The following is a 14446-nucleotide window of genomic DNA, read 5'->3' as shown; positions in this document are numbered from 1 at the left end:
TCCACTTTTATCAGTCGAATCGCTTGCTATTATAGCGTCAAATAGACAAAGTAGAAGCTGCTTCATTTTCCAATTTTTCTTCTTCTGGTTTATCTTTTACTTCATGTGTGAATTCATCCAGTATCTGTTTGGCTTTTTCAGATGCTTTATCATAAATTTTATTAATTAGAGCAGAGGGTATTTTGCCTTTGACAATAGTTTCTGATATTGCTTTATCCCAAGATTCAAATTGTGTCTTGTTCCCATGAATCAGGCCTTTCCCAAAGTAGGCATTATTGATAGCGCTTATAGAATAAGGATGTTCAGCTAATTTGCGGGCAATCAAGAGCGCCTCTAATGCTTCCTGGTAAGGTAAAGAAGGGGAATTTGATAAGATGGCTAAATTTAAATAAGTTTTATAAAATAATAAATATCCTGGAGTCCAATGATATTGGCTGGCTTTTTGAGCATAGTGCAAGGTTAATAAGGAATAATCATTCAAACCCATTTTGTATTTTTCATAAGCCCAGGTTGATAATGAATTATAAGCATAAAAACAATGGTGATGAGCGCTCTTTCTAAGAAATTCCAGCTCATTATCCCCAAATGCTTTACCTTCTACTTCCCGGCGCTCAGCTGCTTGTCCGTAAAAGTAGATGCCTTTAACTAATTGGGATAAAGTGACGGGTAAGTATTCTTCAAATGAAAAATCATCTTCGTTAAAACTTTGCAGATGAGTCCGCCAAATATCATTTTGCTCTGGTTTTTCGCAAAAGTCTGTAATTGTTTTACTTAATTCGGTGTATTTGATGAGGGTAGTGAGATCGAGATTATTTAAAAGCATTTTTGCTTTGGCAAGATTGTTTTCCTTTATCAGATTTTCGATGATGTTGATTTTCTTTAATTCGCTATATGACGATTTCAGCCAATCATTATAGGAGCCACCCATAAATCCTCCGCAAAATTTTTAAGCTCAAGACACCTTGGTGATTAAAGCTCAAGCTTGGCACCAAGAAGTATTAATAATTGGTGATATAATAACGGCAATATTTTAACACAATTTGATTTATTTAAAAACTATTAATATCAAGTTAATCGATTCATTAACATTCAGAAATAAAAAAATACAAGATAACTGTCCCTATCAATTAGACCAATAGATTATTTGCTCAATTGTTTAAGCATAAGAGGAATAATCTGGATATATGTACTATATTTTATCTGAAAGGCCATCATATGAGCATATTATTATGACAGAATCAAAATTGGAGATAGTCAATAAAACAGACCGTGAAGAAAGCGTAATCCTCGATGGGAATGGGATTTTACGTTGTTATAACATGTTTCCGACTCAATTTGGAAGTATAGAGGAGATGACAGCCTATTTACCTGAACTACAGGCCATGGGATTTAATGCTGTCTGGCTAAACCCTGTACAAAAAGCAGGAGATGTTCAAGGTTTATTTAAGCGAGATAAGACGATTGGTGTCAGAGCTTATAATGAAGTCACAAGAAGTCTATATGCTATGACGGATTGTGATTTGATAAGTCCTTATTTTAACCCAGCACCCTCCAATGTTGATCCTGAGTTGAAAAAGAAACTCGATATGCAAGCAATGCAGAGGTTCACATCAGAAGCCCGAAATCATGGTTTGGTACCAATGTTTGATTTGGTTTTAAATCACGTTGCCGCCGATTCACGGCACAGAAAAGAACATCCTGAATGGTTTCAAAAGGATGTCCATCCTGATTTTAAGGATGCTATCGCGTTTGACTACAGTGACCCTCAAATCCGAGATGAAATTATTGAACAATTTTGGAAGCCTTATATTTATAAGTACATGATTGATTATGGATTTGAGGGTGTTCGCATTGATGCTGTAGGCTATTTAAACCCGGAATTACGTAAACAAATTTATGCTTATATTTATGATCTTGCGGAGCAGTTTAATAAACCTAAACCCGTTATATTGGATGAACTTCTTTTCAGTGGGAGTCAGAAGCTCACCGATGTGGTTGATGGTTTGCTGCTGCCAGAAAAAGGACCAACGCATATCACTCGCGGTACCTATTACGCACAAAGAGATGATTACGGTGGTTTACCAGGGTGGTGTAAAGAGGAGGAGGGGGTTAAGGCTCAAGTAGTATTCCTGGATAAACAAAAGAAATTGCATCCTCATGCCAAAGGTGGGTGTATTGCTTTCTCCGGTAATCACGATCACAATTCCCTAGCCATGACGATATTGGAAGAAATGGCAGAACATCGTTTGGCAGATCATCATACTTTGCACGGTGTGCAAGAAAAATTTAAGCATGAAAGAAGCTATGATTATGACGAAGCTTTAGAGTCAGTCCTTCGCTATTCTTTTGTGAAAGACATTCAAAACGAGATTCTAAGCGGCAATCAATCAACAATCAAAGAAGTAGAGACAAGGATGCGTGAAAAACTGGCTTTCTGTGCTTTAACATCAAGCGGTGGGTGGTATGCCTTGTCAGGCGATGAAACGGGTGATTTACTGGCAAAACCAGTATTCAGAAGGGTTCATGCTCTGGAGCAAACCTATTATGCACAACGCACTCATACAATCTTTGATAAAATACATCCCGACAACAAAGTAGCTATGGAAGTATTAACTGAGATGGCTATAGAGAATATCCAAAAAGAAAAAGCTGGGATCATCTATAACAATTTACAGCATGATAAACAATCGCAAGGGCGATTATTAGTTCCATATCTGGAGACTTTGCAAAATCAAATTAATTGTGGTGATGAAGTTGTTTGTAAAGCATTTCAAGAAAGACTATCCCAAAAAAATATAACGATTGGGTTTTCAGACGAAAATTTTAATCCCGCCCCCAGAACACCTCAAAATGGTTGGAATGGTCAGCATGATATGAGAAAATTTATGTTTGAAATCAATAGCATATTAAGCTCATTGCCAAGTTCCAATATGGGGTTTTGGAGTGAAGTCATCCCAATCCAGTCAAAACCAGGGTTACTTGCTGTAGTACGTAAGAATGGCCTAGGCTTAAGTTCTGATACTGATATTGCGATCGTTAATCTGGATCCGACCCAAAAGGTTGAGTTAACAAGAGATGATATTCATCAAATAGCCTGTAATTTCCAAAAACGAGTAATTCCTGAATATACTTATTACAATGACGGTAAAGATAAGCAATATAATTGGCATACAAATAATCCTGATTTTAATATGGCTTATCATACGGTGATGTCTTGCATTGAGGGCAAACGGATACATGTTGATGATTCGATTAAAACAAATTTCCCTGTGCATTCAGCAAACCCTTATGGCATGTTTAGCAAAAAACAGTCAAGCAAAATGAGCATTGCCAAGATAGCAAAAATGTCTGGAGAAGATACCACTTTAATTGAAAAGGGTACTAATGATACTGAAGGCATAACACACGATGATCAGCAAATTCACCCCACAATAACGGTAGAAAACAAAAAATAAATAAGTACTATAATAAAAGTTGTTTCAACTTGGCGACAGGGTATTATTTTGATAAATCGAACACTCTGCAATATAATTAATTACAAAGACCGTATAACAAGTAGGGAATTCTGAATACTGCTCGGCCATACTAAACGATAAGATAGTAAGTTTTGGTTAATATGAGTATTTTCTAGATCATACCTATTTCATCTAACAACTACGGGCTGTAAATCTTTTGTTGTTCTTCCTCATTTGTATTGCCAGGAGGTGGAATTAGTTTGCTGATTCTCTGTTCTAATTCTGATTGGTAGGATTCACTTGAGCTTTCGGAAATAGCAAAAGCGTTAGTTAGAAGGATTCCTCTTACAGCATTAGTAAACCAATAATCCTCTTCTTTGTTTTCTGTTATACATTTATCCAAAACCGATCGAATTTTTTCAAGGCTAGCATCGTTTTTTGATTCAAATTGATCAAGCAAGGAGTGGGTGGTGGTATTAGGTCCTGAGCCAAATTTTTTATCAAAGTATTCTTTATAAATGCTGGATGCTTGATCTTCTAAATAAGCTAAAAATAAACCTTGTAAATGTGCGCGCTGGTCTTCTAAGATTGTATCCGATTGAAATTTTAAACTAGCTCGATAAATAACACTACCATTAAGCGTAGCGCCCTTGAAGTGTTCGCTAAATACAGGTTCACGGAACTGGTTCATTTCTGTTTTATGATAGAGATCTAACATTCTTTCTCTTAAGCCTGAAAAAGGGTTATCACTAGCCATGACTAGCCTCTAATCTATAAATTGATATATATCTGAATTATAGATTATTATTATGAGAAACTTGTTATCAATTAAATTAGACATTTTGAATGTCTACCCTGATAAAAGACATAAGTCATTATGTTTTTGATATATTATCTTTTGACTACTGATAGTTCATATGACTAATAGACTAGTCTTTTCAACCAGTTCATGCTAATTATAAAGAATGTCAAGGACGACAAATATTGGATAAAATATCAACCAATATTATAAATACTCAAGGATTGCTATGAAAAAAATAGCTATTATTTTGTCATTATTTCCGTTTTTAATTTTTTGCAGCTTGGTAAACGCAACTGTCTCACAAAAACGGCTTCCAGGAGAATCTTTTCAGGACGCAGTGGAGCGTGCCATAAATAGCAAACCAAAAAATGAACTTAAGATGTTAATTGCCAGAGGCACCCCTTTTTCAAAAAAAGTCTCTTTACAGAAAATAGATTACTCCACCGTGCCGAAGGTTAGCAGTTATGACGAACTGATGACTATGTTTAATCTCATACGAGATACTCGTTTTTTATATTCACCTGATAAGCCTGATTTTCAAAGAAGAATTAGTTGGCTTTATCCTGATGATGGTTGTTTTGCCAGAGCGGCATTGTCCCGAATTAAACTGGATAGCGAACATTTTATTATTCCCGCAAAAATTTTTGCTTTTGGCGATTTGGAAATGCAAACCCCATACTCCTCTGAGGGAGCAGTAAGTTGGTGGTATCATGTGTCAACTGTTGTCAACTACATGGGTACCATTTATGTGCTCGATCCGGCTGCAAAACCAGACGGCCCAATGTTGATTGATGATTGGTACAACAAAATTGGGATAATGGATAACATGGAGGCAGTAGTTTGTAATCCTTATACCTATGATCCTTTTGATCGTTGCTTTGATGCGACTAATAAAACGGATAACAAAGCATTAAATGATCAATTGAAGTATTTGGATAAAGAGTGGGTTAGAATCGAATCATTAGGTTTTGAACCATCTGTTTTATTAGGTGATAATCCTCCATGGATAGGTCTTTTTTTTGCCCTATAAATCATGATTTTCTGTGCTTCGTTGCGGCAGGCGCTTCCAAGTGTGCTGTCCTCGCTTCGATACTCAAAATCAATGCTTTTCACAAAATATGAAGTTCAATGGATAAAAAGAGTCACTCATTAAGTTTATTAGCTGAACTTAATGATTGGAGGAAAATCTATAAATTAGCATGGAACAATAGTTCTGGAATACAAGGAGGTCATACCCATGATAAGATTTTTTATCATTTGCTCTATTTTTTTAATTTCTCATCTGGCATGCGCCAATCCGTATTGGGACCGTTATAAAGTACCCAGAGACAGTCACTATCCAAATTTAAAATTCCATCAAGTCAATCCCGATTCTTTAAAGATAGTCCGGGAAAACACAGGGATTGATGTGTTACGGATTCAAACCGATTGGATTGAGGAAACCGATTCCTATCAGATTGGTATGCTAATAATAGAACCCTCAGGAACACCAGCATTATTATCACGAAGTATCCATAAACCCCAATGGGGGAGTTATCTAGGTGTTTTGAAAAACAGAGTTGGTGGTGAAGCAGTATATTTTGATGCAATTGGTACAGGTAAGGAATATCGTAAACTGGCACGAGCTATTAATTTGCGTTTCCCCGTTCCGTCCCATGATATGGTTTTTGAACTTTATGCTGAAAATCCTCAAACAGGTTTTATGGAAAAAGTTGTAGAGAAAAACATCATTGTTAGTGAACTAACAAGAGAGAGTCGTCATTTCAATGATTTGGAAGTGAGGCAATTATTGCCTGCTGTGAAAATTCCCTCTTTAAGAGTGAATATTTATGCTGAAGGGTATGCTCAAAATGAAAAAGCGAAATTTTGGAAACGAGCCATTAAAACTGTACAGGCGTTACAAAGTCAACAGTTTCCTGGCTTAGAGTATATGGATTTTTATGGGGTATTTAATCCATCACCTAAGCGTTTGGGAGTGGCTGAAGATCTGGGTCTGCCTGTACCAGAGTTTGATTCATTTTTAGGTTTATATTATCCCTACTGGAATAATTTTGGACGTTGGTATCATATTGTTTACCCTACACGAGAGAACAAATTCCGCCAGGGATTGGCGTCAGCTCCTTACGATTATCCAATAGTCTTGGTTAATAACAGTCAATACTGGGGAGTAGGTAATTACAAATCACATACGGCAATACCTGCTGATAATTCAACCTATTTTACCTATATTCTGATACATGAATTGGGACATTTTTTGGGACTCAATGAAGAATATGAAGGAGGTGGGCGGACTGAATTGGAGTTTGCTCCGGAAATGGAGGAGCCCTGGTCACAAAACATCACTTTTCTAACTATTCCAGGCTATTCGGGATTAAAATGGAATGAGTTAGTGAATCCACAAATTTCTATTCCTACTCCTTATAGTGATTGGCATCCAACGCCACCTCAATATGGAGCATATCGAGGTGGCTATGGAGATTCACCATCTTATCAAGGCGCAAGTCACAAACCAGGCTTGAATTGTGTTATGGAGTCCCACGCATCATTTTGCGATATTTGTCAAAAAGGTATCATGGATGTAATTCGTTTTGATTTGGGGACATAAGCCTGGGGTTCCAGGTTGGAACCCCAGAAATACCCTCCTAATAATTTCTTAACAATTAGATGCTAAAATACGTCATTTATTTAAGTAGTAGGGTCCAACTTATGGGAAAGAAAGCATATATCATTGGCATGGGGCCGGCTGGCTTGGCCAGTGCACTTGCATTATTAGCTAAAGGGTATTCCGTTGAATTAATTGACTGCCGATCTGAAGATGATGTTTTTAGTCGCAAACAAGGGGTGTTCTTGCAGGATGATACCATCAGAGGTTTTTTTGCTCTAAGTCAACTGGCAAGCAAAGGGTATTCCCTGGAATTCAAAGATAACTTTATCTGTAAATTAATCCGTCCCATGGATGAATCCAGCTTGAAATTAAGTGCAGAAGATCAATTGGATTTAGCTTTCTTTGAATTAATTGAAAAAGAGCGCACTGTAATTCCTATCGCAGAGCTACAGCGTTATCAGTATAATAAGTTGAAATATATTTATGCCCAAGGTGGTTTTACTTTTCAGGACGAAGAAGATCCTTATACTGTTAAATTCAATAATGCAGAGCAGCAGCTCATTTTTCACTTGGGAGACACGCAAATTGTCAAGGTTGATGCTGAGAATCAGGAGTTAACCTTGGATAATGATGGTAGCATACAAAATCACAGTTTTGATTTGCTAGTTGACGCATCCGGAAAAACATCAAAATCATTTGCTCAGTTGTGGAATACGCAAAATCCAGAGTTCGCGATTGGTTATGAAAAGTTAGATAATCCTGATCATAATGCTTTTGGTGTGATGTATTTGACGATCAATAATCCGCCTTTGGCGATGATAGCTAATCCGGTGTTAAGTCCTATTGAGGGAACCAGCTTCATCTCTTTAGATAAGATTGCTCCGTTAAAGGCTATGGGCTGGACGCATGATTATCCACCTTTAATTTATTTGAAATATTCAAAAAGGAGTGGAGATCTTTACCTCACTGGAGAAATTCCTGAATCCATTCTCAAGGATAATAATAAAAAAGAGTTAAAACAATGGTTTGACTTGGTATTACAATTATTATTTAACAATACGAATTTTAAGACGAGCCCCCCTGCTTTAGCTTCTGTTTTTAAAACAGATATTGAAATTGCTGATAAATTCGCTTTGCTTCTTCCTAAGAGCGGTGTTTTTTGCTTGGTTGGAGATGCTTTGATGCCTGCTAATTTTTTATTAGGTTGTGGTATTAGCAATGCTTTGGATGATGCTAATCAGTTACCAGATATGATTGATAATCAATTTAGCCAAAGTGAAGCTTATCGTAATCTTCGCTATTTAGATTATAAAAATGATTGGTTGTTTTTTAAGGAGCTTATTGCTCTCAGGCTAAAGTCTTTACAGCTTGAACAGCAGTTAGATTTAAGTAAACAGGAGATGGAATTGAAACAACGAGAGTTGGAAAGTGTCCAGCAACAATATTCATTTTATTAGTCTTTGTCCTCTCTGCGACAGGGCAAAATCATACTTTGATTATATAATGCAAAACTTAAGTCATTCCCGCGCAGGAGCTGAGGAATCTATCCGCTCTTACATTATACCAAATGCTGGAAAATCAAAACGTGGTTCTCATGCTTGAAATCCAGAGGATTTAATTTTGAAGCAACTCACATGACCGTTGTCGGAATGAGTAAATATGAGGGCAATTAATAGGTGTTTTTTAGCAAGCAAAGTCAGATTTTAACTCTTGACTTTGCTTGCCAGCAATTAATCTTTTTCTCTGGACACTGTAATGACTGATGCAGAACCTCTTGCCTTCGTATTTGGGTTATACATTGCTTCTGCATAGGGTGACGGAACTATGTATTTACCAACGTTAGTTGCTTTTATTTTATAAACTAACTCTTTTGCAGTTAAATCTACCCAGCCGAAGAAGTTAACCCTGTCTTCCCGGGCATCAGCATAATCCATATTATCCGTTTTTACTGAATCTCTAACGACCTCAAATCCGCCTGGCAAGAGATCCTCAATGGCAATATTGCTCAGATAATTATTATCTAATGACCGGACTTGCAGGTGTACTTCAATTTCTTCACCCAAAGTCGCTGAATCAATGACATTGCCTTTCTCATCCCGATATTCTCTGAAAATTTCTATACCTTGTTTTAAAGGTTCTGTCGGGATTACTTTATCAAACCCTGATTGAACAAGTTGGTAAAAGAATGTTTGTTTGTCAGGATTATTAAAGCGGATTGTTTTGACTGTTTCATCAATATTTAATTTTTGATAATTATTTTGATCAGTTGGGATGTTTCTCTGCTGATTGTTTGCCAACACTTCAGTCATGGACAGCTTATCAGATAGCTCTGTTGATTCATTTTGTGGGTAAGCACCCAAAGCCAGGCTGGAAAAACCTGATAAGACTGTATTGATTTCATCGTTATTTATCGCTTGTACCAAATTCATCAGTATATTGTCGCTTACTTGAGGCAGTAAATTAGGAAAATGTTTTGCAACAAGATAGAGATATTGTGCATCTGCGATATTGCGATCATAAAAATCAGTTGTAAATGCATTATTTGTTGGTGGTTGATATTGGGCAATCAATTGATTTGCTTCATTATAACTTTTTAATAATTGATAGGTGGCTGCAATATAAACTGCTGTGATGTCTTTTAGCCAGTTTTTCGAAGTATCGTGCTGTAAATACAATTGTAAATTGGCTAAATAATTTGTAGTGACTAATTCATTACGGGTTAAAATATAGATGGCATAAGCTTGAATTCTTGCTGTGTCCGCATCCGTAGGATTGCGGCTAGCCAACTCTTTAAGATAATTAATGCCATTGTAGAACATCTCTCCAGGGACATTGAATCCTTGTGTTCTTGCTTCAGTTAAGAAATGCATGGCATAAACTGATGCAAAACTATTTCCTGAGTTGTCATTTAGACCAGGCCAATAGCTAAACCCACCATTAGACATTTGTCTTTGACTTAACATTTGAATTGTGGTGTTAATTTTTTCATGAATTGGGCCACTTTCCGAATTGAACCAGGGTAAACTGTTCATAACCAGCCAGGGCAAGGCCTTGCTTGTCAATTGCTCTGTACAACCATACGGGAAATTATCCAAATATCTTTGTAATCCAAAGATTAGAACTAATGGGCTGGTAGATATAGTAGCTTCTACCTTACGATGCTCCGGATACAATGTCTGGATAACTTCTAATGATTTTTGAGAATCTTGTGATTTGCCACTGTTAATATAGGTTGTGAAGGGATTGGCAGGCCTGACACTAAGCATGCTATCCATCTTGCTCGATTTATCTCCTGATTTGGCAGTGATAGCAATGCTAGCAGATCCCAACTGAGATTTGGCGCGCAATTTAAAATACACAGTTTGTTCATTGCCTTCGCTGATTTCCAGTGACTCTTTTGCACTACCGATTACCTCAATCTCTGGTGATGCGGTAAGTTCTACTTCAACTTGAGCGTGTTCTCCTGAATTTTTAATATTATTTGCAACGCTGGCGGATATTTCAAATTCATCTCCGGGTGCAACAAAAGTAGGTACATTGGGACTAATAATAAAATCACCACGAACTTCTGCTGAAACTTCGCGAGTTCCCACAGAGTCATTAGCAACTGCCACAGCGATTACTCGGATAGCCCCATTAAAATAATCCGGTATTTGGTAGGTTAATTGCCTATCAGTACTGTCGGTGTCAAGAATACCGGACCAGTAAACAACTGGTAAGTCAGTCTTTCTCTTAAATGGATTGAGACGACTGGCCAAAGCCGCTTCACCTTCATCACCTCCAACAGCAGATATTTCTCTATCCTGGATAAACTTAGGCAAGATTTGATCAACCGTCTGTTGGGTTAATACTTCTAAAGCTCGTTTCTGGAAAAAGAAACTGAGCGGATCGGGTGTAGCATAATTGGCAACCTGTAATATTCCTTCATCCACTGCAAATACGATGATTTTACCGGGTTTGTCTGTGTGGTAATCAATCGTAAGAGATTCCCCAGGACGGGCTAATTCAGGTACTTTTAGTCCGATTTTTATATCGTGCTTATCATGGTTCACATTAAATGGAGCAACACTATAACTTAATGGGCTAATGAAGAGTTCAGGAGATTCCCAATCACGAATAAACGCTACATTCACATATCCATTACCCTGGAAATCAGCAGGTATGCGTATGGTTTGTACAGAATTTGTGGCTTCCGTTTTAAACCATTGCACAGCATAGACTTTATCCCTTTCAATAGTGATTAAGCCTGAGCCAGTATAAGGAGCTGTGACTTGGATTTCTATATCTTCATTGGCTTGATACTCCTCTTTATTGAGCTTGATGGATAACTCCGCATTTTTAGCGAGAGGAGCCTGGCTGGTACCAACTATGCTAAATTGCAGCTGGCTAAGAACACTATCATCTTTATCTAAGACGTTGAGGGAGTAATCACCAATAGTATTCGTTGGCAAGGGATAGCTAATGCCAGATTCTTTAATTTCGAATGGATTGGTATTGATGACTGTAGATTGAATTGTGGATTGATATTGATAAGTGCCGTCGGCTTTTTTAACCAGAGTGGTGACAGGGCGCAGGGAAATTAATTGTATCTTTAAATTTTTTACTTCTTCTTTACCTAACTGCAGATTAATTGCAATATAGTTAACATTCCTGACACTGTTCTGTTTAATAAAATGCAAATCACCATCCGCTTTATAGCCAATGAAATAGGGTAAAGGGCTGACCAACGTTTTAGTTTGTGTGGTAACACTTCTGCCACTACCAGCCTCAAAGCCTTCAGCAAAAAAGGTTAATTGATAAGTTGCTTTTTCAAAACGTTCGAGATTCAGGTTAAATTCAGTCTGTCCATTCTCGTTGGTTGTTGCTTCTGCCAGATTGTCTGTAAAAACTTTAGGTGGTTTTTTCGGGTCATATAATGGATCTGCAAAAATATAATCAGGATAGTTGTCAAATTGCACTCGTTGAGGAGTTAATAAAATTTTGCCACTTACCCTTCTATTGACAGCAGGGGCACCATACAAGTTCCAAAGTTCTACCTTGGCTTTCAGGTCGGAGGGTGAGCTCCAGCCATCAAAGGGTTTAGGTTCAAAGCTGGAAGTAATGCGCATTCTGTCTGGTTGGAATTCAGAAATACGAACACTGGTTGAGCCGAGAAGACTTTGCGGATGATTATCTTTTACCAGGTATAAATAAACCATATACTGACCAGTGGGGGAATTGGTAGTGGTAGTAAAATCAAGCTCCATGTAGCCAGTGTCATTTAATGTCACTTTTTGGTCTTTAATGGTGGTTCCCCTCGCATCTACTACAGTGACTTGTAATGGCAGACCAGAAGGTTGTGGTTCTGCAAAGGCTCGTTTTACAATCATTCCAACATGTACTGTGTCTCCAGGCCTATATATTCCTCTATCAGAAAATAAATAAGCAGTTAAGTTCTGCAAATCCTGATCATTGGTATAGATTCCTCCAATATCAAATTTTGAAAAATTTAATTGTCTGTTGTAATTATTGAATGGAATGAAAGACACATCATTATTCAGGTTTGCCAAATACACGGTTGGCTCCCTATCTTCAATAAAATCTTTCAAAGTAGGAAAATTTGCCCGTCCTTGTTCATCAGTAACACGAGATAAAATAGGCAAGCCATTTTTACCTAAAATGGTAACTGTTGCCCCTGCAACCGGGAGTCCTTGTGTAATGGAGTTAATAAATACATCATGACTCCCATCATTATTGTCTTTTACCAACATCCCCAGATCAGTAATCAATATCAGACGACTGGTCTTAACATCCAGAGCGTATTGATTGGTTACATCCCAACCTGTTGCCTGTAATAAGAACAATCCCTGTGGTCCTGAGGCATTGGCTTCGGATGCTAAATATTTACCCAGATCAAGGGATGTATATTGCTGTCTGGTTAAATCGCTGGAGTCGTACTGTTGGATTTCCGAGAAAATTTGACTGATGTTTTGTTGATTAAAGGAGGGATTAATAAAATAAGGGTTGCTGAAATCGCCTTGTGTTTGAGTAACCAGTTGATTGACATTATCAGGTAATACACGAGCAAATTCATACTTAACTGCGGGTACTCCTCGTATGAGGACTGATAGTTTTTTCTCACCACTCAGTGCCAATAGAGAGCCTTTATGCAAGAAACTGATTTCTTTGGGGTATTCTGGTACAGGCACAATAGCAGCGTAATCATTACTTAATTTAAAACCACCAAAACCTTTCATTCCTTTATCAATCTTGATGTAAAGGTATCGGGGAGTTTGTGCTTTAAATTTGAAGCTATGTAAAGTAGTGTAATTTTGCTCAGAAGGAATTACCTCTTTAGGTAATGGAGTCGACAGAGACAGAATATTATTCGTTACTTCACCCGGATTTCGCCATTCGTAATTAGATTTTTCTGGTTCCGCGGCGGTGGCAGGATAGTTTTGAGGCAGCAAATAGACGTGTATGGATTTATTAAAGTCATTTTCATCAACACCAAGACTGGTTTCAATACTAAGTACCTGCTCGGGCCTGTCTTTATCATTACGGACTATATTAGCTGATGTTGAAACTACTTTTAGAAAGTTACTTGCATCGGGTATCAACAAATTTTTGCTAATTGCCTGTCCAAGAATTGCTGAATCAGTTGAAGAGCTGACATTTTTATTCAAAGTTAAAAGTAAATAACGCGATACATCTTCTATTTTGATATTTGCTGAATGAAGATAGGCAGTTCGCTTATTATTATCATAAGTATAAGAAAAAGAAACGGATTCCGCAGTGAGATCCGCTTTTCCATTTTTAATGGTTTGGAATACAACAGAAGTATTTTTTTCAAGGCTCTTGGGGTTTACAGGATAGTTGAACTCTATGGTTGCTACAGCGTGCCTTGTTTCTGCGTTGACAGGATCCTGGTAAAATTTGAACTCGCTGATTGAGGCCTGAAAGGGTTTTGTTGTAAAGGATAAATCATAACTTTCAATATTAGCATTGGGTGCAAAGAAATTTTTTGCAAAATGAATAGTATACTTTTGTCCCGCAGGCCAATCTTCAGCGGGAATAAAAATTAATTGGCTATCGCTATTCCAACTCCATTTGCCAGCAATTTGCGGGTTCATTTCTATCCCTTCATCAATTTCTTTACCAATTAAATTAATGGGGGCAACTGATTGTGGGATAAATTCATTATTTCTAATGCCAAAATCAATAATGAGATTATTTGGAACAAGGTTTTCCTCATTAGGTGTGATATCTGGTATTGTGATGGAAGCGGTAATATAAATTGGTTTTGGCAAATTATTATACCAATAAGCACCATAAGTGCCTGCGCCTAATAGCACGATAAATAATAGAGTTGTTCCCCAAAATATTTGGGGGGAATTTTTTGATTTATGTTTTAAATAAACTAACCAGCTCGGACTACTCCATTTTATTTTACCGAATAGGGTTGAAAATATTGAACACAATACATTCATAATTAAGGAGAATGGGTTTTTGTTCATAGTGATATGGGGTCCTGGTTGGTCTAAGTTAATTTTTAAGATCTGTAATGAGGGTGCGGTAAAGCATACACCCACCGCAATAAATTAT

7 protein-coding genes are annotated in these 14446 nt (G+C 37.3%); 4 read left to right on the top strand and 3 right to left on the bottom strand.

The window, feature by feature from the left end; genetic code table 11:
* Window positions 1-37: 37 nt before the first annotated feature.
* Window positions 38-928 (bottom strand): DUF5630 domain-containing protein, encoded by an 891-nt coding sequence (locus OQJ02_RS07875; RefSeq protein ID WP_265718660.1) that lies wholly within the window; start codon window positions 926-928, stop codon window positions 38-40.
* Between the two features lie 301 nt (window positions 929-1229).
* On the opposite strand from OQJ02_RS07875, the gene OQJ02_RS07870 reads away from it, so the two are divergent.
* Window positions 1230-3455 (top strand): alpha-amylase, encoded by a 2226-nt coding sequence (locus OQJ02_RS07870; RefSeq protein WP_265718659.1) that lies wholly within the window; start codon window positions 1230-1232, stop codon window positions 3453-3455.
* Between the two features lie 199 nt (window positions 3456-3654).
* On the opposite strand, the gene OQJ02_RS07865 is transcribed toward OQJ02_RS07870, so the two are convergent.
* The gene (locus tag OQJ02_RS07865; protein WP_265718658.1) at window positions 3655-4212 is read right to left on the bottom strand and encodes a hypothetical protein; all 558 of its coding nucleotides are present in this window, start codon (window positions 4210-4212) and stop codon (window positions 3655-3657) included.
* Window positions 4213-4483: 271 nt separating this feature from the next.
* Here OQJ02_RS07865 and OQJ02_RS07860 point away from each other — a divergent pair, with 271 nt between their 5' ends.
* From OQJ02_RS07860 to OQJ02_RS07850, 3 genes are all read left to right on the top strand, one after another.
* Entirely contained in the window at window positions 4484-5287 is an 804-nt protein-coding gene (locus OQJ02_RS07860; RefSeq protein WP_265718657.1) for a protein-glutamine glutaminase family protein, read from the top strand.
* 183 nt (window positions 5288-5470) lie between these two features.
* Window positions 5471-6862, top strand: coding sequence for a M64 family metallopeptidase (locus OQJ02_RS07855; RefSeq protein ID WP_265719808.1), 1392 nt, complete (start codon window positions 5471-5473; stop codon window positions 6860-6862).
* Between the two features lie 59 nt (window positions 6863-6921).
* The gene (locus tag OQJ02_RS07850; protein WP_265718656.1) at window positions 6922-8319 is read left to right on the top strand and encodes a hypothetical protein; all 1398 of its coding nucleotides are present in this window, start codon (window positions 6922-6924) and stop codon (window positions 8317-8319) included.
* Between the two features lie 273 nt (window positions 8320-8592).
* On the opposite strand, the gene OQJ02_RS07845 is transcribed toward OQJ02_RS07850, so the two are convergent.
* Window positions 8593-14358, bottom strand: coding sequence for an alpha-2-macroglobulin (locus tag OQJ02_RS07845; protein ID WP_265718655.1), 5766 nt, complete (start codon window positions 14356-14358; stop codon window positions 8593-8595).
* Between the last annotated feature and the right edge of the window lie 88 nt (window positions 14359-14446).

Origin of the sequence: Legionella sp. PATHC032 (assembly GCF_026191185.1) — a bacterium.
Lineage (GTDB): Bacteria > Pseudomonadota > Gammaproteobacteria > Legionellales > Legionellaceae > Legionella.
The sequence above is the reverse complement of the archived record's forward strand: the minus strand, read 5'-3'. Positions and strand labels throughout refer to the sequence as shown.